25 protein-coding genes are annotated in these 22,350 nt (G+C 37.3%); 14 read left to right on the top strand and 11 right to left on the bottom strand.

Annotation, left to right across the window (positions count from 1 at the left end; all coding sequences use genetic code 11):
* Positions 1–142: 142 nt before the first annotated feature.
* From AC1D0Y_RS21205 to AC1D0Y_RS21195, 3 genes are all read left to right on the top strand, one after another.
* Positions 143–931 carry an HAD family hydrolase gene (locus AC1D0Y_RS21205; RefSeq protein ID WP_029714917.1) on the top strand — a complete coding sequence of 263 codons (789 nt, stop codon included), beginning with the start codon at positions 143–145 and terminating at the stop codon, positions 929–931.
* 201 nt (positions 932–1,132) lie between these two features.
* Positions 1,133–1,756, top strand: coding sequence for a hypothetical protein (locus AC1D0Y_RS21200; RefSeq protein ID WP_060745526.1), 624 nt, complete (start codon positions 1,133–1,135; stop codon positions 1,754–1,756).
* 255 nt (positions 1,757–2,011) lie between these two features.
* Complete coding sequence (locus tag AC1D0Y_RS21195; protein ID WP_060745527.1) at positions 2,012–2,521, top strand: hypothetical protein; 510 nt, start codon at positions 2,012–2,014, stop codon at positions 2,519–2,521.
* 93 nt (positions 2,522–2,614) lie between these two features.
* On the opposite strand, the gene AC1D0Y_RS21190 is transcribed toward AC1D0Y_RS21195, so the two are convergent.
* The 3 genes from AC1D0Y_RS21190 to AC1D0Y_RS21180 form a co-directional block, all read right to left on the bottom strand.
* Positions 2,615–3,895 carry an Nramp family divalent metal transporter gene (locus AC1D0Y_RS21190; protein ID WP_060745528.1) on the bottom strand — a complete coding sequence of 427 codons (1,281 nt, stop codon included), beginning with the start codon at positions 3,893–3,895 and terminating at the stop codon, positions 2,615–2,617.
* Positions 3,896–4,051: 156 nt separating this feature from the next.
* Positions 4,052–4,990: a PD-(D/E)XK nuclease family protein gene (locus tag AC1D0Y_RS21185; RefSeq protein ID WP_253352958.1), complete on the bottom strand. Its 939-nt coding sequence runs from the start codon at positions 4,988–4,990 to the stop codon at positions 4,052–4,054.
* Positions 4,991–5,486: 496 nt separating this feature from the next.
* Positions 5,487–5,981, bottom strand: a complete 495-nt coding sequence (locus AC1D0Y_RS21180) for a hypothetical protein (protein WP_028408375.1) — start codon at positions 5,979–5,981, stop codon at positions 5,487–5,489.
* 415 nt (positions 5,982–6,396) lie between these two features.
* Between AC1D0Y_RS21180 and AC1D0Y_RS21175 the strand changes: the two genes are divergently transcribed.
* The gene (locus tag AC1D0Y_RS21175; protein WP_028408376.1) at positions 6,397–6,897 is read left to right on the top strand and encodes a GNAT family N-acetyltransferase; all 501 of its coding nucleotides are present in this window, start codon (positions 6,397–6,399) and stop codon (positions 6,895–6,897) included.
* Between the two features lie 35 nt (positions 6,898–6,932).
* On the opposite strand, the gene uraH is transcribed toward AC1D0Y_RS21175, so the two are convergent.
* From uraH to AC1D0Y_RS21160, 3 genes are read right to left on the bottom strand one after another with little or no spacing between them, the layout of a single operon-like run.
* Positions 6,933–7,289 carry a hydroxyisourate hydrolase gene (gene uraH, locus AC1D0Y_RS21170; RefSeq protein WP_028408377.1) on the bottom strand — a complete coding sequence of 119 codons (357 nt, stop codon included), beginning with the start codon at positions 7,287–7,289 and terminating at the stop codon, positions 6,933–6,935.
* A complete protein-coding gene (gene uraD / locus AC1D0Y_RS21165; RefSeq protein ID WP_028408378.1) occupies positions 7,286–7,813 on the bottom strand; it encodes a 2-oxo-4-hydroxy-4-carboxy-5-ureidoimidazoline decarboxylase in 528 nt (175 codons plus the stop codon). Before uraD ends, uraH begins: the two co-directional genes overlap by 4 nt.
* Before the next feature lie 12 nt (positions 7,814–7,825).
* Complete coding sequence (locus AC1D0Y_RS21160) at positions 7,826–9,148, bottom strand: nucleobase:cation symporter-2 family protein (protein WP_060745530.1); 1,323 nt, start codon at positions 9,146–9,148, stop codon at positions 7,826–7,828.
* Positions 9,149–9,415: 267 nt separating this feature from the next.
* On the opposite strand from AC1D0Y_RS21160, the gene AC1D0Y_RS21155 reads away from it, so the two are divergent.
* From AC1D0Y_RS21155 to AC1D0Y_RS21130, 6 genes are all read left to right on the top strand, one after another.
* Positions 9,416–10,003 (top strand): lysophospholipid acyltransferase family protein, encoded by a 588-nt coding sequence (locus AC1D0Y_RS21155; RefSeq protein WP_060745531.1) that lies wholly within the window; start codon positions 9,416–9,418, stop codon positions 10,001–10,003.
* 20 nt (positions 10,004–10,023) lie between these two features.
* Positions 10,024–10,509, top strand: coding sequence for a hypothetical protein (locus AC1D0Y_RS21150; protein WP_477707887.1), 486 nt, complete (start codon positions 10,024–10,026; stop codon positions 10,507–10,509).
* 219 nt (positions 10,510–10,728) lie between these two features.
* Positions 10,729–11,802: a branched-chain amino acid aminotransferase gene (locus AC1D0Y_RS21145; RefSeq protein WP_028408381.1), complete on the top strand. Its 1,074-nt coding sequence runs from the start codon at positions 10,729–10,731 to the stop codon at positions 11,800–11,802.
* Between the two features lie 224 nt (positions 11,803–12,026).
* A complete protein-coding gene (locus AC1D0Y_RS21140; protein WP_060745532.1) occupies positions 12,027–12,254 on the top strand; it encodes a hypothetical protein in 228 nt (75 codons plus the stop codon).
* A 137-nt stretch (positions 12,255–12,391) separates the two neighbouring features.
* A complete protein-coding gene (locus AC1D0Y_RS21135; RefSeq protein ID WP_028408383.1) occupies positions 12,392–12,673 on the top strand; it encodes a hypothetical protein in 282 nt (93 codons plus the stop codon).
* Positions 12,674–13,083: 410 nt separating this feature from the next.
* Positions 13,084–14,010 carry a manganese-dependent inorganic pyrophosphatase gene (locus tag AC1D0Y_RS21130; RefSeq protein ID WP_014459925.1) on the top strand — a complete coding sequence of 309 codons (927 nt, stop codon included), beginning with the start codon at positions 13,084–13,086 and terminating at the stop codon, positions 14,008–14,010.
* Between the two features lie 18 nt (positions 14,011–14,028).
* On the opposite strand, the gene AC1D0Y_RS21125 is transcribed toward AC1D0Y_RS21130, so the two are convergent.
* On the bottom strand, positions 14,029–14,973 hold the full coding sequence (locus AC1D0Y_RS21125) for an alpha/beta hydrolase (protein ID WP_060745533.1): 945 nt from the start codon (positions 14,971–14,973) through the stop codon (positions 14,029–14,031).
* A gap of 225 nt (positions 14,974–15,198) precedes the next feature.
* Between AC1D0Y_RS21125 and ilvD the strand changes: the two genes are divergently transcribed.
* Positions 15,199–16,875, top strand: a complete 1,677-nt coding sequence (gene ilvD, locus AC1D0Y_RS21120) for a dihydroxy-acid dehydratase (protein WP_028408385.1) — start codon at positions 15,199–15,201, stop codon at positions 16,873–16,875.
* A gap of 66 nt (positions 16,876–16,941) precedes the next feature.
* On the opposite strand, the gene AC1D0Y_RS21115 is transcribed toward ilvD, so the two are convergent.
* Complete coding sequence (locus AC1D0Y_RS21115; RefSeq protein WP_028408386.1) at positions 16,942–17,370, bottom strand: GNAT family N-acetyltransferase; 429 nt, start codon at positions 17,368–17,370, stop codon at positions 16,942–16,944.
* A 296-nt stretch (positions 17,371–17,666) separates the two neighbouring features.
* On the opposite strand from AC1D0Y_RS21115, the gene AC1D0Y_RS21110 reads away from it, so the two are divergent.
* A complete protein-coding gene (locus AC1D0Y_RS21110) occupies positions 17,667–18,455 on the top strand; it encodes a DUF4240 domain-containing protein (RefSeq protein WP_060745534.1) in 789 nt (262 codons plus the stop codon).
* A gap of 45 nt (positions 18,456–18,500) precedes the next feature.
* On the opposite strand, the gene AC1D0Y_RS21105 is transcribed toward AC1D0Y_RS21110, so the two are convergent.
* The gene (locus AC1D0Y_RS21105) at positions 18,501–19,478 is read right to left on the bottom strand and encodes a DMT family transporter (RefSeq protein WP_060745535.1); all 978 of its coding nucleotides are present in this window, start codon (positions 19,476–19,478) and stop codon (positions 18,501–18,503) included.
* A gap of 85 nt (positions 19,479–19,563) precedes the next feature.
* On the opposite strand from AC1D0Y_RS21105, the gene AC1D0Y_RS21100 reads away from it, so the two are divergent.
* Complete coding sequence (locus AC1D0Y_RS21100) at positions 19,564–20,121, top strand: helix-turn-helix domain-containing protein (RefSeq protein WP_060745536.1); 558 nt, start codon at positions 19,564–19,566, stop codon at positions 20,119–20,121.
* A gap of 44 nt (positions 20,122–20,165) precedes the next feature.
* Here AC1D0Y_RS21100 and AC1D0Y_RS21095 read toward each other — a convergent pair whose 3' ends face one another.
* Both AC1D0Y_RS21095 and AC1D0Y_RS21090 read right to left on the bottom strand, forming a co-directional pair.
* Positions 20,166–20,450: a hypothetical protein gene (locus tag AC1D0Y_RS21095; protein ID WP_028408390.1), complete on the bottom strand. Its 285-nt coding sequence runs from the start codon at positions 20,448–20,450 to the stop codon at positions 20,166–20,168.
* Between the two features lie 95 nt (positions 20,451–20,545).
* Entirely contained in the window at positions 20,546–20,884 is a 339-nt protein-coding gene (locus tag AC1D0Y_RS21090) for a hypothetical protein (protein WP_060745537.1), read from the bottom strand.
* A gap of 341 nt (positions 20,885–21,225) precedes the next feature.
* On the opposite strand from AC1D0Y_RS21090, the gene AC1D0Y_RS21085 reads away from it, so the two are divergent.
* Complete coding sequence (locus AC1D0Y_RS21085; protein ID WP_060745538.1) at positions 21,226–22,344, top strand: GAF domain-containing sensor histidine kinase; 1,119 nt, start codon at positions 21,226–21,228, stop codon at positions 22,342–22,344.
* The last annotated feature ends 6 nt before the right edge of the window (positions 22,345–22,350 follow it).

Raw genomic sequence — 22,350 nt, 5'->3', positions numbered from 1 at the left:
TAAATTTGTTTGTAAAGGTGACGACTTATAAAAATAAATTTGTAGAATAAATTGCAAATACACTAGACTTATTGTGTGTATCCTTGTAATCTAGTGTAAGAATAGTTAAACTTTTCAAAAACAGTAGGGGGTACACACATCCATGATTAAGGCGGTATTTTTCGACTTAGATGACACGCTACTTTGGGATCAAAAAAGCGTAAAAGAAGCATTCGTTGCAACATGTACATATGCAAGTGAGAAATATAATCTGAAACCTGAAGAACTAGAAGAAGCAGTGCGTAAGGAAGCAAGAGAATTATATGCTTCGTATGAAACCTATGAATTTACGCAAATGATCGGCATTAATCCGTTTGAAGGATTATGGGGGGATTTTTTAGACGATCATGATGAATTTCGCAAAATGAAAGATATTGTTCCTACTTATCGCAAAGAAGCATGGACTCGAGGTCTTCGTGCCCTAGGAATTCACGATGATGCTTTTGGAGCGGAACTAGCCGAGCGTTTTCCGTTAGAGCGCCGCAAAACACCTTTTGTGTACGAAGAAACGTTTGAAGTGCTTGATCAATTAAAAGGAAAGTACAAGCTGCTGCTGTTAACAAACGGTTCACCTGACTTACAAAATACCAAATTGGATATTACATCAGAACTAGTTCCATATTTTGATGAGATTGTGATTTCAGGTGCATTTGGCCGCGGTAAACCTGATCCATCTATTTTCGACCATGCTTTATCACTTATGGATTTAAAGAAAGATGAAGCGATTATGGTTGGAGATAATTTAATGACTGATATACTGGGTTCTTCTCGCGTAGGAATGAAATCTGTATGGATTAATCGTCACGATAAAGAGCGAAATGAAGTCATTCCTACTTATGAAATTACCCATTTAAGTGAACTGCATTCAATTTTAGATGAACTAAATTCATAATACGAACAAACAAAAAAAGAGGCGGAAATCGTCTCTTTTTTTGTTGTGAAAATAAGCACAGCGGTCTTTGCAAGCGGTCTTTGCAGGTCCTATATCCGTTCCAAATCTCACTGATCTCATTCACGTTGTACCAATCTTATCCTTGATTACCAGGTAAATACCATGTAGCATAGTATATAGACTAGTCATTGGAGGAATAACATGAAGAAAATAGTTACCAGAAGCCTTGTAGCGGCTGTTTTGTTCACAAGTCTCGCCGCTTGTGAAGACAAACAAAGCGATACTCACGTCACTTACAAAACCCCTCAACCTAAACATGCCCCGGGAGCAGATACCATTTCAGCAACAGATGAAACGATGGTCCCTGTAAGTCAGGTAGCTCAAGAAGATGAAACCGATGATCGATTAGCATTTGGAGAACGATCAAAACACGGTCAATATTATGTGTCCACAACGGATGCGCAATTTTATCCTGTTAAAGGAGCTAAACAAGTAAACACCCAGTACATTGTCGTATCCGTTCAGTTTCAGCGAACACCTAATGAACATTCGGCTGTAGTATTAAACGACACAACGTTTACATTACAAGACACAGCAACTTATCAAACCTACGAACCGTCTGATGGAGGAAATTTATCGACAGAAACCCCGCACACCCTGTGGACAGCTTTTTCATCACCGTCACTATCTGACGATGAACCACTTAACCTCGATGTTGCATTTAAAATTCCAAAAAAGGCCAACCATACGTATAACCTGTTAATTACACAGCAATCAGAACGAGCAGATGTGTTTAAGTTTGAAGAAGCCAAACAAGATTATTAATTACATACAGAAAAAAACGCCTATCTTTTGTTGTATAGAAAAAGAAGGCGTTTTTTTGTAAAACTATCTTGTTTCTCATAGAAAGAGCAAACGATAGACATAAAAAGAAAAAGAGAATAGACATAAAACGCGTTAGTGTAGTCAAGTTCAAAAAGAACGTGTATCATTGTAACTGCTGGTACCAAAAGATAGACATAAAATATAAATAAAAAAGTTATGAGAAAGGAAAAGGTGCGTACATCACGTTAAAGACATATGAATCATAAACATACAAAAACAACTACTGAATTTAGTAATAAAAAAATAAACATGCATTTAAATAGAAAGCTATCAGCCGCCATTATAGCTGCGTTTCTTTTTACTTTACTTTTTTGTTTTATGCCAGGTATAAAAGAATCAATTCCTAATTTTTCTATAAAAAAAACCAGTCCGAATTTCATTGATTTATTTCCTTTATACCTTTTATTTTTTACACCCTTCTTTTTAATAATGGGGACGTTAGGCACGGTTATCGTTGATTTATTAGTCAATGCTTTTGTAAAAGACCGTAGTAAAAAAATTGATTTTATCATGTCATTCATATTTCACGCCATTTTTGGGTTGTTAATGTTTGAATTCGGAATGCTGGGCGTCATTCTTATTTTTATTGTGGATCGCCTTCTTTCAATCCGTAAAGAAAACTATTCTTATTTATATCCACTGGGTTGCTTAGTACTGTCGGCCATTATTGGAACTCTCGTCTACTTCATTTTTACTATCGTTTAATAAAAAAATAATAAAAAAGAGACCCAATTGTTAGACTATATCTAACTTTTCAGGGTCTCTTTTTTGTTTTTTCTTGAAAGTTTGATTTATTTACTATGCGAATGTTTGGTAAATCAAAAAGATATTTAAACAAACAACTAATGCTGCTATCACCCAAGCTACAGCCGTTGTAGCTTTATGATTAACTAATCCGCCCATGATTTTTTTGTTGCTTGTAAACATGATAAGAGGAACGAGCGCAAATGCAATTCCGAACGATAAAATAACTTGACTGACAACTAGTGCACTTGTTGGATTTACGCCAAACCCAATAATCAAAAGCGGTGGAATAATTGTAATGAACCGGCGAAGATATAAAGGAATTCTGCGTTTAATAAATCCTTGCATGATGACATCTCCAGACATTGTTCCGACCGAAGAACTTGAAAGTCCTGAAGATAATAATCCAACTCCGAAAGCAATAGCTGCAAAGGGACCAATTAAATGTTCAAATTGTGTAAAAGCCACGTCCAAATCTTGCACGTTTAGTCCGTTTTTAAAGAATAGAGCGGCTGCGACAATCAGCATGCTTGCATTAATTGCGCCAGCGATAATCATGGCAATCACAATATCAATAAATTCAAAGCGGAAAATCGCTTTTTTCTCCGATTCTGTAGTTCCTACCACGCGGCGCTGCGTAAGAGCTGAGTGCAAATAAATTGCGTGTGGCATAACTGTAGCGCCTAAAATCCCAGAAGCTAACAGCACGCTGTCTGTCCCGTGAAACTGAGGGACAAATAAGCCGTGGACAACACTTGCACCGTCTGGATGCGCAAGAAACATTTGAGTCCCAAAAGCTAATACCACAATAAAAACCATCGCCGCAATCGCTGCTTCTAGCAGTCGAACACCTCGTCTTTGTAACTCTAAAATAGCAAAAGAGCCTACCGCTGCGATAAGTGCAGCTGGGAACAAAGGAATATGAAATAATAAATAAATTCCAAGAGCAGCCCCGATAAATTCTGCTAAATCCGTCGCCATAATGACCAATTCCCCTTGTATCCAAAGCCCAAAAGAAACGAAGGACGGGAAGTGTTCCTGTGCTATCTCGGGTAAATTCAAGCCCGTTGCAATCCCTAATTTAGCTGATAACGATTGAATTAAGACAGCCATTAAGTTAGAAATTAATACAACCCAAAGCAACATGTATCCGTATTGAGAGCCTGCTGCAATGTTAGTAGCAAAATTACCTGGATCAATATAAGCAACCGCTGCGATAAAAGCAGGCCCTAAGAAAGGTAATAATCGCTTAATTCCTTTTGTTTTACCCGACAATACGTCTTGAGCACTTAGCTGCATAGCTGATAATGCTTTACTGCCGTTTTGATCTTTCATGTCTAGTGCTCCTTTCTTTGATGAACAATAAATAGCCCAAGCTAATTTTTTTATATGAAGTATAAAATGTTTCCTTAATGCAAATTATATGCTAGCAAAGGTTCTTTTGACAATAAAAAAGTTTAGCAAAAAATATAGATCATCTTCAGCTGTTTTTTATCCCGTTTGGCACAATTCTTTAAATGCACAGCCGTGACAAGAGGCAGGCGTATCTGTTTGAGGGAAATGCTCAAGCGGAAGCGGCTGATTTACCTCTGAGTCTTCCAAAAACGTTTTCATATAATCAATGCTTGCATCAACTTGCTGAAGAACAGCTTCAATTTCGTGAAGAGTAAGCTGATACGTACGGGCACTGCCTGAAAGCAAGTATTCGTTCCGGACTTTTATCTGATCCACGGAAATATTATATTCGGCTAGCACATAGAGGGCGTATATCGCCAGTTGAAACAAATCATCTTTTGTTTGTTTACTTGTTTTCCAATCAACAATCGTAAATTCGTCTGTGACTGGATTTTTAAAAAGAGAATGAAAAGGCGCATATACTTTATGATCATACACATTTATAGAACGAAACGACTGATGGGGCTCCACTTCTAAAAAAGGTGAAGATACGATGTCGCCAAACGATTTACTTTGTAAAAAGTGATGTACACAAATGTGTACCCTTTTTTGCATGTCTTTAAGATCTTTTTTAGAAATATAGCCGTTTTCGTAGAATTCTAAAAGCATCTTATACTGAGCGGGCTTATGATACCAAAGCTCTCCATAGTCAGTAGAATCACGCAGTGCGTTATTTAGTAGCTGCTGCGCTTTCTCCGTTAAGCTCTGTTCATCCGGAACAATCTGTGTAGAGGTATAGTCAGAAATGGCCTCTGTAATCACTTGACGAACGGCTTGTCCGGCGTACATAGATAAAGTGGAAACCTTTTTTAGACGATAAGCGCTCTGAGACTGAGCAGAAGCGCTGTCAAGCCATCCGTTATGTGAGACATAATAATGATAGGCATACTTTCGTTTGCACGCTGCGACCATTTTATGTCTGGAGTACGACCATGAAAATTCAGGGAAATCAGTGATTTGAAACAAGCTATTCACATCCTTTTTCAAAAACTGCGCATAGGTTGGTCTATTAGTATATTCGTACATGAGTTAGAATAGACTGAAAATGTAGAGAGTGAATAGCTACGCATGCATATTATTTTGTGGATTCTCGTGAAATATGTATAAATAGAAAAAACTATTTAAAAATTGATTGCTTTTTTCTGTGGCGGATGTTATATTAATAAAGCGATGAGCTAATTTGTGTAAGTCGAAGGACATGCTTTCGAGCTAAACGTGTGAATGTGGTCACACGGTCCCCGCCACAAACGCATCAAAGACGTCCTGCGTGGACGTCTTTTTCATTTTATAAAAAAGAGAGCGCTAGCGCTCTCTTTTTTTGTGGGATTATTTTCTGAAAGAGTTAAGGACTTTTATTTGAATGCTTTCACTATGTTTTTAATACTTCTTTTTTATTCCGCACATCGTTTCCTGCTTGCAACAAGAGTTTTCTTATCTGATTTTCTCGACCAAACGTAAATATATATAAAACTTACTGTATTTGCACATTTGCCGCATATTGCATTGTTCCTCTTGTAGAGTTAATCGCAATATCAACAACGTACAAACCTTGATTTTTAGGAACCTTAAACTCATTATTTTTGACAAACAGCTTGGTTTTTTCACCGTTATCTCTCCATATATGCACACTCACACTACGAATATAAGCACCGTCTAAGTTCGAAAAATGGAGCTTAACTGATTGTTGCTGCTGCAATGGGATACTTTCTTGCTGCGATATGTATGTATATAAATCATATACATTTATTTCTTTTTTTGTTGTTGAACGGCCGTTTGACCAGTTAATAGAACCTTTGTGAAGGTGATAGGTATGTTCGTTGACCGCAAGCGCAGCTTCAGGTTTGTTTTGATCGTATTCTTCCTCTAGAAAGAAAGCACTATTCTTAAGTAAAAGTAAGAAGAACACTATAACAGCTCCTAGACCGCTTAAGACATATACACCACATTTTGCGGGTTGTACTTTCATAATAATTTCCTTTCGCAGACCAATAATTAAGGAGGATAGGCACATAAAATTTCCACTTTTTCTATTCTAAACGATTACAAGTGAAATTACATTTATTGCTTTCTTTCTTCACAAAAAACAGGATAATAGTCATACGTTTTCTATAAAAGGTCTCCTTAGATCAAAATCAAACCTATAGAAAAGGAAGATAAATGGAAATTAAAAGAGGAAATCTAAAGAATTTACAGAAGTTGATAAGTGATTTAAAATTATACAAAGGAAAAAAGCATTTCAAAACAAGGAGATTAGTAGGTTTTTTGTTCTACCTCCACTTCTTAAAAAGTCGTATTTTCCGTAAGAAACTGTAAAGCTATATTTTATAAAGGTGAACCAATACATATACAAACAAAAGGGACACAGAAAAAGGGGGATCAGCATGGAAATTAGAGAACTAGAATTACATGATGCTGCAAACTTTGTAGATTTGCTTAAACAGATTGAAGAAGAAAGTAAGTTTATGCTGTTTGAAAGCGGAGAGCGAAAGCTGAGTACAGATCAGCAGGAGAAAAACATCGAAATCTTTAAGCAACAGCCAAACTCTACGATTATTGTCGCAGAAGAAAGCGAGATGCTTGTGGGATATATAGCTGCAACAGGGGGTGAAGCTAACCGAAACGCTCACATCGCTTCTTTGACATTAGGCATTCGAAAGACGTTTCAAAATAAAGGGATTGGGACGGCTTTAATCGGTGCACTTGAAGAATGGGCGAGAGAACACCATATTCATCGTCTTGAACTTACAGTCGCTATACAGCATGAAAAGGCTCTTTCTTTATATGACAAAGTAGGATTCGAAATTGAAGGAACAAAAAAACATTCACTGCGAATTGGCGGTTTGTTCATTGATGAGTACTATATGTCTAAATTGCTGAACTAAAAAAGAAACGACGTTTAAAGACGCCGTTTCTTTTTTTAACTTCCTCTATAAATTTGGTATCCCCACGGTGACACAAGCAAAGGGACGTGATAATGTTCTTGTTCAGAAGACAATCCGACTCGAACAGAAACTTGATTTAAAAAGGGCGGATTTGTTGTTTGGACCTCTTGTTTTTTATAATATTCCCCAATATGAAACAGAAGTTCGTAATCTCCTGATTCAAACTCTTCAGAAGAGAAGAGCGGAGTTACTAACCTCCCGTCTTCATTTGTAGTACCGTGTGAAATTTTTATTCGTTTACTTTCCGACTGAATATGATAAAAATCAACTTTGACAAAAGCAGCCGGACATCCGTGGGTAAGATCTAAAATATGCGTTGTGATTTTAGTCATGCTCGTTTCTTTGCCTCCTTATCTTCGGTGATTTTATCAGTTAAGCGAAAGAAAGCAATTTTATATACTTCTTCTAATGCTGTATCAAACTCCGTTTGCTCGGTATTTAGTAAACGACTTTGCATTGCCTCGTAGATATCTTCTTTTTGTTTACCTCGTACTGCTAAAATAAAAGGAAACGGAAACTTCTCCATATACGTTCCATTAAGAGAAGAAAACTGTTCATACTCATCTTGCGTTAAGTTTTGTAAGCCTGCTTTGGTTTGTTCTTCAGTAGAAGCAGATGTCATGGCAATATTTTCACCTAGATTTGGGTGAGCTTGCAGCAGCTTCAGCTGTTTTTCTACAGACGCTTGCGCTACAATTTTTTTCATCATGCCATGAAGTTGTTCAACGGAAGAGAAAGGGCCTTTAGAATAAGCCTCTTCTGCAACCCAAGGTGAATGCTCAAATATATCACCAACTAGTGAAACAAAATGCTGCTTGCTAAGCTGATTTACATACTGCACAGATACGTTATTCATACTACACCACCTTTATTTTATTTCTGAATAATCTGTCTTCTCCAAAGAGACAGAAGGTACTTTTCGTTCAATTGATGCGTTAAAAAAGAGATTTAATAAAATGGCAGCTAAACTTCCCGTAATAACCCCATCACTTACAATCACGCGCAAAGCACTTGGGAGCTGAGTGAATAAATCAGGCACTATCGTTACGCCAAGGCCGAGTGAAAGAGAGCATGCGATAATCAGCAAATTTTCTTGTTTTGACAAATCAACAGCACTTAGCATTTTGATGCCTGATGAAATAACTAAACCAAACAACACAACCATTGCTCCTCCTAAAACAGGGGTGGGAATAATGGTTGTAAAAGCAGCTATTTTCGGAACAATCCCCAGTAATACGAGAATGAAGCCGGCTACTACCACTACATTTTTTGTTTTTACTTTCGATAATTGAACCAGTCCTACATTCTGAGCGAATGTATTGTAAGGGAAAGCGTTAAATAGCCCTCCAAGGACAATGGCAATTCCTTCTGCACGGTAGCCTTTTGTAAAATCCTTTTCCGTTAATTCCCGATCACACAGCTTTCCTAACGCTAAAAATACGCCTGTAGACTCAATAATAATGACCAAGCATACGAGAATCATTGTTAAAATAGGGCCGATTTCAAAAGTGGGCATCCCAAAATAAAAAGGAGTGGGAACGTGCAGCCAAGAAGCTTCATTAAAATTAGTAAAATCAACTTTTCCCATTAATACAGCGGCTATTGTTCCGGCTACAATTCCAATCAACACAGAAAGAGAACGAAGAAAACCGCTGAAAAATCGATTTAAAATTAAAATAAGCGCTAGAACACCAAAAGAAAGAAGAAGATTAGAAAGAGAACCAAAATCTTTGCTTCCCACTCCTCCTGCCATATTTCGGACAGCGGATGGTACAAGCGATAAACCAATCATCGTCACAACTGTTCCGGTGACAACGGGAGGGAAAAATTTAATAATTTTTCCTAAAAAACTTGCTGCGAGGACGATGAAAATACCACCGGCAATAATCGCTCCGTAAACAGCGCTAATTCCATACTGAGTTCCAATTGCAATCATAGGAGTCACCGCTACAAATGAGCTTCCGAGTACAACAGGAAGACCAATCCCAAACCACCTGTTCGTCCATGCCTGCAGCAGCGTAGCTAGTCCGCATGTTAGTAAATCAATAGCTACGAGATAGGCTAAGTCATGTGCATTCAGTTTTAAGGCGCGTCCCACCATCAGCGGAACGAGAATGGCACCCGCATACATAGCAAGTACGTGCTGTAATCCCAATGAAGCTAGTCGAAACGGTCGATTTTGGTTATCCACCTAAAAACCTCCTTTAATTATATCACATGTAATGTTAATAAATATTACATTTGAAATGATACATTAATAGTAAAATGTTTTTTAAGGGATGTCATTAGTTAAGTTGACTAAAAACAGAATGGATAATATCTAATTTTATACAATATAGAGAGCAACAGTGAAGATATTGTGTAAAAAGATGTTACATTAGTTTTAGTACCAACTCTTAATAGTAAGTGATATAATTTTGTATATATTTTCAAATAATAGAGAGAAGAGGAAATGTGTATGTATAATCTTGCAGCTCACGTATGTAAATTTTTATTAAAAAGAAGAGGTAAGCTTTACATAAGGAATAAAGAGCATTTACCAACAGACACGGGTTTTGTGATCGCTTGTTCGCATAAGGGATGGGTAGACGTTGTAGCGCTTGGTGCGGCTGTTTTGCCTCACCAAATTCATTTTATGGCAAAAAAGGAGCTTTTTAATCATATACTCACTATTAATGTATTAAAAAAACTCAACGCATTCCCAGTAGATCGTAACAACCCGGGACCCAGCAGCATTAAAATACCTATTAAATTAGCAAAAGAAGGACATATCGTCGGGATTTTCCCTAGCGGCACGCGAACAGAGGAAGACGTTCCTCTGAAAAGAGGGGCAGTCACTATAGCGAGCATGGCAAAGGTTCCTATTGTACCCGTAGTGTACAAAGGACCTGCAAATGTAAAAGAACTATTTTCGAAGGTTCCTATTGTTATCTCCTTTGGAAAACCTATCTACCTTGGGGAAGATAAACTGACAAAGGATCGCCTTGAGGACGTGTCAAACCATTTAACAGCTTCAATTCGTGCGTTAGAGGAAACAGCAAGATAACTTCATAGCGGAGGTGCACCATGAAGGATTGGGTACAGAGAAAGCTAAACGATATAATTAGTGATGATGTGCAGGCAAAAATGAAAGAAAAGATGGCTGAAAGTGGGGTAACCGTTCCTATATCCGCTTCTATGCTCATGCGAATTTTTCAAAAGCAAATGACAAAGCAAGATCAAATTCAGCAATTTTCTATTTCATTTCAAGACTCCTATATTCACGTGAATGGAATTATTAAAAAATTTCTGGTGAGAATTCCATTTTCCATTGTACTAGAACCTCTTGAGGCAAAAGAACGTACGCTTCTATTCAAAATCCATGAAATGAAACCTCTTAATCAAAATTGGATCAACTATCGAATTTTTCACAAGCCGCCTGTTACTACGTATGAAGAAAAACAAATTCATATCAATCTCAATGAAATTGATAAAGTGAAGGTCATTCCAGTGGGGAAAATCAAACAATTTTCAATACAAGATGAAAAGCTTCGAGTGAAAATTGGTTTATAAATAGTTGTAAATAAAATGTAGAAATAGTTTTTTTAGAAAGAAAACCTTTTCAATTCAGCACTTAATTCGATTAGGTGCTATTTCTTTATAATTTTCATAAAATTTTTAGAATTTTTCGTCTCTAACTATTGTGACACGCTTCCCTAAAGTTGTACAATGTAACTTATATAGAGGTTTAAGCGAAAAACCCGTAAATATAAAGAGCAAGGAGAAACAACTATGACAACTTATTCAATCGATGTAACACTAAGTCAAACAAAAAAAGAAAAGCCGCAATCTGATCAATTGCAATTCGGGAAAATCTTCACGGACCATATGTTCATTATGGATTATACAGAAGGCCAAGGATGGCACGATGCTCGTATTGTACCTTATCAACCTATCACATTAGATCCGGCATCCATGATCTTTCATTACGGGCAGTCTGTTTTTGAAGGACTAAAAGCATATGTAACAAAAAAAGAGCAAGTATTATTATTTAGACCAGATGAGAACTTCAAACGTTTAAATAAATCAAACGATCGTCTTTGTATTCCTCATGTTGATGAAGACTTAGCGCTAGAAGCGTTAAAACAGCTGATTAAAATTGACCGCGAATGGATTCCTACTGCTGAAGGTACATCACTATACATTCGCCCGTTTGTCATCGCAACAGAGCCTTACTTAGGCGTAGCGCCATCTGACCGCTATCAATTTATCATTATTCTTTCTCCAGTTGGTTCATATTACAAAGAAGGGATTGCTCCTGTAAAAATTGCGGTTGAAAGTGAATTTGTTCGTGCTGTAGCCGGAGGGACAGGAACGGCTAAAACAGGCGGAAACTATGCTTCAAGCTTAAAAGCTCAGCAGCTTTCTGACTCAAAAGGCTATTCACAAGTACTGTGGTTAGACGGAGTTGAACGCAAGTACATTGAAGAAGTAGGAAGCATGAATATTTTCTTCAAAATCGATGGAGAAGTAGTAACGCCATCTGTGAACGGAAGCATTTTGGAAGGAATTACGCGTAAATCTATCATTGAGCTGCTAAAACACTGGGATATGCCTGTAACTGAGCGCCGTATTTCTATGGAAGAAATTAAGCAAGCTTATTCCGAAGGCAAACTAGAAGAGGCATTTGGAACAGGTACAGCTGCAGTTATTTCTCCAATTGGCGAACTATTTTGGAATAACGAGAAAATGGTCATTAACGATGGAAACACGGGAGAAGTATCACAAAAACTGTATGACACTCTAACAGGTATTCAAAATGGTACAGTGGAAGATCCATTCGGCTGGGCAGTGGAAGTAGAATAAATTTCGGTAATCGAATATCTTTTTACGTAAAAGAAGCGGGACAGCTCCCGCTTCTTTTTTTGTTTGCTGCCGAATAGTTCAAAAGAAACAAGTTATTTTTTGAATATTTAGAACTATTTATATACTTTTATTGTAAAATAAAATATAATTATCCTTATATAAGCAATACTTTTTCTTTATTGAAATTCACAGCATTACTTATTCGTTATAAGGGGGAGAACAAAATGCTTTTTTTATCACATGATGAAAAAATTAAACAGCTGGCTTCACACTTAGCTGAACGACTCGAAAGAGAATTAAACCAAGAAGCCTCAGATGAACAAATGCACGTACTCATCGGCTATTTATTTGCTTCTCATTTAATCGAGCACCGTCCTACGGGTTATTACGTAAGGTCTCAATACCCTGAGCAGCTAAAAGATTTATATGAAACTTTACACGTCCACCAATAAATTATCTCTTCCTCTTTTGTCCTATATCGTGTAGAATTTTAGAAAATATATGATTTTCTAGTTGATGGCAGAGCTAGGACATAGCGTGGTGTGGCATTTACCTTTAAATGATTAAGTAATGGCTTTAGAGGTGAATAATGTTAGCGCAGATCAAAGAAATGAGTTTAGATAAAAATCGTCGTAATCCACATTACCGCGTATTGTTGCAGTGTCCAGACGGGAGTGAACTATTCATTCACTTTAATTATACATACCGATCAAAAACATATTGGTCAAGAGATGTATATTACAACAATGTTCATAAAAAATCTCAGCTTGCTTGGTATACTCAAAGCGTAGAGGAAATGACTGCCCAGCAGTTTCTTGAAGAGCTAGGAGCTAAAGTAAATGAACATTTCAACTTTACACTGCGACGATAACCAAAAAAGCGCCCTTTAACAAGGGGGCTTTTTTAGGTTATCTTATATAAACAAGGACAAAATAATACATTTTCTCTTTAATAATAGTCACTGCTTCCTTACTTTTTCTTTATCAAAAGTGGCAAGATACTGCGTTTAAGTTAGCTATCAAGTGATGAAGAGGCGGGTTGTGTTTTATCGCTAACTTTTATATAATGAGCGTATAAAACCCTCTATTTATATCGGAAATAGAGGTGTTTTTACTATGAAAAAGATACAAAATGGCAAAATATCTGCGGATGAACATCATTTTTCGCAAAAAAATTAAAATAATGTAAAAGTTTATGTTAAAATGGCAATGTTGCGTGAACGAATTAACTAACTTTACGCAAGAATGCTATTTACATACGTAAGAAGGAGAGAGATTTAAGATGGCAAAGACGTTAATTTTTGGGCATAAAAATCCTGACACAGATACAATCTGTTCTGCAATTGCATACGCTGATTTAAAGAATAAATTAGGTGTAGACGCTGAACCAATTCGATTAGGCGATATTAACGGTGAAACGCAATTTGCTCTTGAAAAGTTCAACGCTGAACTACCACGTTTCGTTGATGAAGTATCTAAAGAAACAAATGAAGTTATTTTGGTGGACCACAACGAACGTCAGCAAAGTGCAAACGATATTGATCAAGTTCGTGTGCTTGAAGTAATTGATCATCACCGTATTGCTAACTTTGAAACAGCAGATCCTTTATACTATCGTGCAGAGCCAGTTGGATGTACGGCAACGATCTTAAACAAGATGTATAAAGAAAACGGCGTAGAAATTGAACCTAACATCGCAGGTCTTATGCTATCAGCTATCATTTCTGATTCTTTATTATTCAAATCACCAACTTGCACAGACCAAGACGTTGCAGCTGCTAAAGAATTAGCGGAAATTGCAGGTGTAGATGCAGAAGAGTACGGATTAGCAATGCTGAAAGCTGGAGCTGACTTAGGCGATAAAACAGCTTCACAATTAATTTCATTAGATGCTAAAGAATTCAGCATGGGTACAAGTAAAGTAGAAATTGCACAAGTGAATGCAATTGATGTAAACGATGTTTTAGTGCGCAAAGTTGAATTGGAAGAAGCTATTACTAAAACAATCGAAGAAAAAGGATTACAATTATTCCTTTTAGTTGTTACAGATATTTTAAACAGCAACTCTACTGCATTAGCACTAGGTTCTGCTGCTTCAAAAGTAGAAGAAGCATACAACGTAACGCTTGAAAACAATACAGCTGTCTTAGAAGGCGTTGTATCACGTAAAAAGCAGGTAGTTCCTGTATTAACATCTGTATTTGCTTAATAAAAAAACGGTTCGTGTTTAGACACGAACCGTTTTTTTGTCCATTTGCACGTCAAGCCAATTTAGTATGTCGTCTATCACTTCATCTTTATTTAATTCATTAAGCAACTCATGACGGCACTGTGTAAAAAAGCGATAGCTTACGTCCTGCAATCCGGCTTTTTTAAAGTCGTTATACACTTTGCGTACACCTTTTGTATAGCTGCCTACTGGATCATGTTCTCCAGATATTAAATAAACAGGCAGGTTTGATGGTACTAGCTTTATATTAGCTAAGTTAGAGATTTGTTTGATTCCTGTTAATAAGTCATAGAAAAATCCCGCTGTGAAAACTCCTCCGCAGTAAGGGTCATTTACATATAAATCTACAGCTTCATTATCTTGACTTAACCAATCAAAAGGTGTTCGAGCAGGATGAAAGGATTTGTTATACTGTCCAAAAGAAAGTTTGTCAAGCAATGGACTAGCAGATCGTAATCCTTTTCTTTTTTTCTCTATTATCGCAGCTAATATGCCGCCCTTCAGTGAAAGGGAAGGAATGCTGCCAGTACCTGAGAGCATCACACCATGAATGTGCTCTGTATTCAATTGAATATATCTTCTCGTTAGAAAAGAACCCATGCTGTGACCGAAAAGAAAGATTGGTAAGCCGGAGTGTTCCATTGAAATGTGCTTAGTCAGAGCAATCATGTCGTAAACTACGGTGTCAAAACCATTTTCTTCAGCAAAAAAACGCTTTTCTTCATCTTTTAAAGCTGTTTGACCGTGACCTCGGTGGTCATTTCCATATACGATGTAGCCATGTTGAGTTAATACATTAGCAAAGTATTCGTAGCGCCCAATATGTTCGGCCATCCCATGGGCTATTTGAACAACGCCTTTTGCAGAATTGTTTTCAAGATCCCATTTTTGTGCAAATATTTCTTTTTCCTGATGACCTCTGTAGTAAAAGGATTGTTTCATGCTCAGCATCCACCTTCTGCTTTCCTGTAAAATAAGGGATATATGTATATATTATACTAATTTATACAGGTGATTTTACTATTTTGAAATAAAAAATGATTATTTTGTCATAAACCTTTACAAACCTTTGTGTGATTTGTTAAATTAGTATTTATATTAAAAATTATTAAACAATTTAAAAAGATTCAATTTTTAATAGGTTAGATGAATACGGAGGGAATTATTGTGGCAGAATTAAGAAGTAACATGATCAAAAAAGGATTCGACAGAGCACCGCACCGCAGCCTACTGCGTGCAGCTGGTGTAAAAGAAGAGGATTTCGGCAAACCGTTTATTGCGGTTGTCAATTCATATATTGATATTGTACCAGGTCATGTTCACTTACAAGAGTTTGGTAAAATCGTAAAAGATGCGATTCGCGAAGCTGGTGGCGTACCTTTTGAAATGAACACTATCGGGGTAGATGACGGTATTGCGATGGGACATATCGGTATGCGCTATTCATTACCAAGTCGTGAAATCATTGCTGACTCAGTTGAAACGGTAGTATCTGCTCACTGGTTTGATGGAATGGTATGTATTCCAAACTGTGATAAAATCACGCCTGGGATGTTAATGGCTTCATTGCGTCTGAATATTCCGACAGTTTTTGTTAGCGGCGGACCAATGAAGGCTGGCGTAACGAGCGACGGTCGTAAGATTTCTCTTTCTTCAGTATTTGAAGGCGTAGGAGCTCATCAAGCTGGTAAACTTGATGATAAAGGATTACTTGAATTAGAACAATTCGGCTGTCCGACATGCGGATCTTGTTCAGGGATGTTTACAGCGAACTCAATGAACTGCTTAGCTGAAGCGTTAGGACTTGCTTTACCTGGAAATGGTACAATCTTAGCAGTTGCTCCTGAACGTAGAGAATTCGTTAAGAAATCAGCTAAACAGCTTATGGAATTAATTAAATTAGATTTAAAACCACGTGATATCGTAACAGAAAAAGCAATCGACAACGCGTTTGCTTTGGACATGGCGTTAGGCGGTTCTACAAATACAGTTCTTCATACGCTAGCTCTTGCGAATGAAGCTGAAATTGAGTACCCATTAGAGCGTATTAATGAAGTAGCAGAACGCGTGCCTCACTTGGCAAAACTGGCTCCGGCTTCTGATGTATTTATTGAAGACTTACACGAAGCAGGAGGCGTATCAGCCGCTTTAAACGAGCTATCTAAAAAAGAAGGGGCTCTTCATTTAGATACGATGACAGTTACTGGAAAAACGCTAGGTGAAAACATTGCCGGATGCGATGTAAAAGACTATAACGTTATCCATCCAATCGATAAGCCGTTCACTGAAAAAGGCGGACTTGCTGTATTGTTTGGTAACTTAGCTCCAGACGGCGCGATCATTAAAACAGGCGGTGTTCAAGACGGCATTACTCGCCACGAAGGACCAGCAATTGTATTTGAGTCTCAAGATGAGGCGCTGCACGGTATTGCGAACGGAAAAGTAAAAGAAGGACATGTTGTAGTCATTCGTTATGAAGGACCAAAAGGCGGACCGGGAATGCCTGAAATGCTAGCTCCAACTTCTCAAATTATGGGAATGGGACTAGGTGCAAAAGTAGCACTATTAACAGACGGACGCTTCTCTGGCGCTTCACGTGGATTATCAATCGGCCACGCGTCTCCAGAAGCTGCTGAAGGCGGACCGCTAGCATTTGTCGAAGATGGCGATCACATCGTGATTGACATTGAAGATCGTTCGATGAATGTTCAAGTTTCTCCAGATGTTTGGGCAGAACGAAAAGCAAACTGGAAAGGCTTTGAGCCAAAAGTGAAAAAAGGCTATCTTGCAAGATATTCTAAACTTGTAACTTCTGCAAGCACGGGCGGAATTATGAAAATCTAATAGCAAAAAAAGGCTCTCAGCAGAGAGCCTTTTTCTTTACTAAAGTAACTGTGCAAAGAAGCATTTTTAACACGAAAATTCTTTTTTCATGATAACGTGTGGGATACCGTCTTCCATAAAGACATCTGAAACAGTCTTATAGCCTAATTTATGGTAAAAAGGTTCAGCCTGAACTTGACCGTGAAGCTTAGCTTGAGTTAATCCTTCTTTTTTCGCTGCTTCTTCTAAGCTGGCCACCACTTCTTTTCCGAGCCCGTATTTTCTAAATTCCTTTAATACGCATATCCGCTCTATTTTGGCGTAATCGTCTACTATGCGGAATCTACCAGAAGCTGCCGGTTCATTGTTATAGTAAATCAACATATGTTTTGCCGTTTGCTCATGTTCATCAAATTCATCTTTTAATGGCACGCCTTGTTCTTCAACAAAGACTGTTTTACGTATATGAAATACTTCTTCAAGCTGCTCTTTTGTTGTAACTTGCTTAATTTTCATCGAAAATCCTTCCTTTGCTGCGAATTTATGATTCTTTTTTGTATAATAAAGATATCTGATATAAAAGAGTATAAAGGAAAAACAAAATGTTGTAAATGCAACAAAAAAACAACTAATGAACATATTACACAAATTTGTAGTCATTGCTCACTGTTTAAACAACCTCAGCAATAGTAAAATCAACTGAAACATGTTAAAAAAGCAAAGAAAAGGGATTATGAAGCGCCATGGCTCTACATAACTTGTAAAAAGAGAAATATTCACAATAGTAGTAGGATGAAAAAGGGGAATGTATCATGCAAATAACCTTAGTGTATAAAGATGAGCAATCGAATAAATTTTGGAAAGTTGAAAGAAGAGACAGCAAGTTAATCATTCACTTTGGAAAAGTTGATACAGCCGGTCGCATGCAAGTGAAAGAGTTTGCTTCCGCAGAAGCTTGTGAAGCGGAAGCTGAAAAGCTGATTCGTGCAAAATTGAAGAAAGGATATAAGCCTTTAACTTGTTCAATGCAAGTAATGAAAAACAGTACGATGTCAGAGGCTCTCTTTTGGGAACTGATAAAAAAGGCGAAGACAAAATTAGATGTCGACGAGCAAATGGAATGGCTCCGCTCAACGCTAGCAAAGCGTTCTGAAAAAGACATTTTCCGCTTTGATCAGCTATTAAATCAGCATTTTGATCAATCCTTTAATTCTTCCTTGTGGGCAGCAGCTTATATTGTAATGGGCGGTTGTTCAGATGATTGTTTTGATTATTTTAGAGCCTGGCTTTTATATCAAGGAAAAGACATATATTATAAAGCAATTGAATCTCCTGAGACCATGATTTCTGTTCTTCAACCACTAGAAGCAGAAGGCTATGCTCCTCAATTAGAAGAATTACTTGCTGTAGCGTGCGAAGCTTACGAAGAAAAGACAGGTTTAGATAACGACTATTATTATGATAAATATGACCAGTTTGACCCAATGTGGTACGATGAGCAAGATTTGGATCTTGATTGGGATGAAGATGATGAGGACGGTTTACAGATGCGATTCCCTATGCTTTGGAGTCGCTATTGGAACAATCACCTCGAATACTAAAAAAAGAGATGAAAATCTGTTTACAGACTTTCATCTCTTCTTTTCTTATTTTGATAGAGTGGGTGACGACGCGGTCTGAGATAGTTTTGTTTTTTTGTTTAACATACTATTTATGATCATTCCCATTACAATTATCGTCATACCAGCTAACGCGATCCCTGTTGGCATACGGCCATTTAATAAAAACACTTCGCCAAGAACGGTAAAAATCATGCTGCCCGATTGAGTTGCTTCGACCGCTCCAAGCAAACCTAAATTTTCTTTTGCCAAGTCTGTTGCGTAAAAGAACGTCATCGTAGCAATTACACCTGAACTCATTGCCAAGATGAAGGCTTGAGAAAATTGAGGAGCACTCGGAATACCTGTAGCAAAGAAGCCGTATATTGCATAAATAATGCTTAGCGGAATGCTTCCTAATGCCATTCCCAATACACGTTGGAACGTATCGAGCTTTCCGCTGCATATTTCCATCATTTTTCGGTTTCCAAGCGGATATAAAAATGCAGCGACAACAACAGGTAGAAACCCTAGAATAAACTGCATAGCCGTAATATTTTCTGCTTCTTTTACCTGCATAAGAATCACGCCTACTAAAATAAACGCTGAAACACTAAGCGTTTTTAGCGGAATTTTCCCTCTTACTTTTTTATATCCTTCTGCAGTTTGAACTTTTATAAAAAACAACGGAGAAAGAAGAGCTCCTGCTAGAATGGTCACTTGCCACGTTCCCGCCACTAGCCATGATGGTCCGAAAAGTGAGGAAAAACTTAAGAGAGAATAAAAGCCTACTCCTGCAAGTGTACCCCAGCCAAGCCAAGCCCACGGATGTTTTTTCATTTCCTTCCACAGAGGCGTAAATTTCTTTTGCATCAGCACTAAAATGAGTAAAATAGGAATAGCGAATAAAAAGCGGAGGGATGCAGTCCATGCCCAACTCGTTCCAGATACATTCATTGCTCGGTTGACAATAAACGTAGCGGAAAAGAACATAGAAGATAATAGTCCCCATATTATTGCTTTCATTGTTTACCCTCCTTATTAAATATATTATAATATGTTAATTACCTAAAAAAGTTTATCATAATATACATAAGAAAGGAAGGAAGAAATGCATACAGAAGAGATGATTAAAAAAGTAGGCAGTGAATTACGAAAAATCAGGGTGCAAAATCATTTGACGCTGGATGAACTTGCTGACAAGACAGGAGTCAGCAAACTCACATTAGGAAAAATTGAAAGAGGAGAGACCAATCCTACTTTAGGGGTGATGTGGAAAATAACCACAGGTTTAAATATTCCTTTAACCAAATTAGTGTCAGTAGAACCCTCAGTATCTCTATCTAAGTGCGGAGAGGGGTTTTCTCTCAAAGGACCAGATGAAGCTTGGAAAATTGAGTTTATGTTTCAAAATCAAATGGATTCGACGATTGAAATGTACCGAGCATTTCTTTCACCTCTTGCTACATACTGTCCTGAACCTCATCATAAAGGATTAATTGAAGTAGCAACGGTAATGGAAGGCAGAATTGAAATGAAAATAGAAGAAGAGCTATACGAACTAAAACAATTTGACTCTATAAAATTTGAAGGAAGTCATGTACACTCATACAAAAATCTTGAAGATCGTCCCGCTGTTCTGCATTTACTGCTAAAATATGAGGAATAAAACGGCAGAGCCGCAGTAAAACGAACCATAAAAAATGATTCGTTTTACTGCGGCTCTAATAGCTGTTTATTCATCAGCTTGTTTTGGTAGCTAATATATTTTTTTACTTTAATGATACTTAATGAATATTCTTCAATTAAACGGTGGATAGATTGAACCATACACTCTGGATAATGATGTTTTTTCTGTAAATATACTTTATACTTTCGAATTTGTCTTTCGAAATATAAAATAACTTGTTCAGGCGTTTTCACCAGTAAAGATTGCATGTATTCATTTACTTGCGTTTCAAGAAACGAATAGCGATTCGTGATAAAAAATGTCTTCATCTTATTTTCCTCCCTATATGTTAGTGGTACAAAAAAGAAACCCTTGTGCTAGGATTTCTTTTTTGCTTTTTATTTGAATCAGCTGTGCGCAACTTTTAGGCACTGATACTTGAAATCGAAGACTCTCTATATTTTTTTATTTTGCATTTTATATATGTAGGCGTTTCGCTGAAAAGATTTGCTGCATGTGCAATAGCTCCGTAATACGTTTTAGCATCCATCATTTCTTTATTCACAATATAGTCATACAGGGATGATTCAATATCATCAACAAAAGCTAAAATGTGACGCTTTTCGAATAGGAGTTGATAAAGTTCATTAATTAAGTATGGGCTTTGATCAAATTTGTCTTGAAGCTGCTCTACTCGGTACTTTGTCATAGGCACTTCACACAAGATAATGTATCGTAACTCTTCTAAAAATAATTTATTCATCTTTCTCACATCCCTATTCTGTTAATAATTATATAATAGCACTATGCCTTCATATTTGGAAGCGTTTTCAATGTATTAATTTTAATATTTTTTTCTTCTCATTTCCCTTCATTTTTTCTGTTCTTACTTGAATTATCTGTAGTATAGTTCGTTTTACGTAAAGACTCTAGCTAATTGTTAAACTACCTGACATACTTTTTGAAAATTTTATTATTGATGTTAAAAGGTCTTACATATCTAAGCGGAAATGCTTTAAAAATACCGTTCTGTGAGTCGGAACCAGCTTTAATTGTGATAAAATAAAAAATGGAAAATACATCATATAATATAGGAGAGAGGCTATGGAAAAAGATCATATTTCAGAGCTGAAGATTTTAAAAGACATTGCCGAGATTTTAAATGAAGGCACTAATTTACATACCATGCTTCATGATGCGCTTTTAAAACTGCTGCAAATCACAGATTTACAAACAGGATGGATCTTTTTTATTGATGAAAATGGAAAGCATGAGATGATTGCCGCTCAGCATTTGCCGCCGGCTTTATTAAATAAAACCGCTCAGCCTATGTGTAATGGAAGCTGCTGGTGTGTTGACCGGTATATGGATGGCCGGCTTCAAAAAGCGTCTAATATTATGGAGTGTAAGAGACTTGAAGATTCCGTCATTCATGAGTGGGGAGATACACATGACATTACTCATCATGCAACGGTTCCTTTACAAGCAGGGGATGAACGCTTTGGATTATTAAATGTAGCTGCCCCTCATAAAATTCATTTTGAACAGCGAGAGCTTGATTTATTAGGATCCGTTGCTCTTCAAATTGGCACGGCTATCAAGCGGATTAAGCTGACTCAATCTCAGCAGGAAGTAAAACTTATTGAAGAAAGAAACAGGCTGGCAAAAGACCTTCACGATTCTGTTAATCAGCTGTTGTTTTCAATTAATGTCACAGCCAAAGCCGGAAGCAGCTTAGCAAAAGATGTGCAGTTAAAAGAGACTTTTTCCTTAATCCAAGAAACCGCTCAGCATGCTCAAGTGGAAATGAAAGCTTTAATTTGGCAGCTTCGTCCTCAAGGATTAGAAAACGGCATTGTCAGTGCGTTAAAAAGCTATGGTCAAATGCTAGGGCTTAACGTAAAAGAACAAATTAAAGGAGTGTCCGTTTTGCCTGCTGTGATTGAAGAGACACTGTGGAGAGTCGGACAAGAAGCTTTTAATAATTGCCGAAAGCATGCGGGTACGGCAGAGGTACATCTAAACGTAAATATAAGCAAAGACCAAGTAATTATGAAAGTCCGGGATAGCGGCAATGGGTTTATGTATAGCCCTTCAGCAGAATTGCCGACGCTTGGGCTAAAAACTATGCACGAGCGAATAAAAAGATTAAATGGAAAACTATCTCTTACAAGCAGCATAGGAAACGGAACGATTGTGGAAGTATCTATTCCTCTTTCATAACGGAAA

This window comes from Priestia sp. P1_B12_1 (assembly GCF_056406695.1).
The sequence above is the reverse complement of the archived record's forward strand: the minus strand, read 5'-3'. Positions and strand labels throughout refer to the sequence as shown.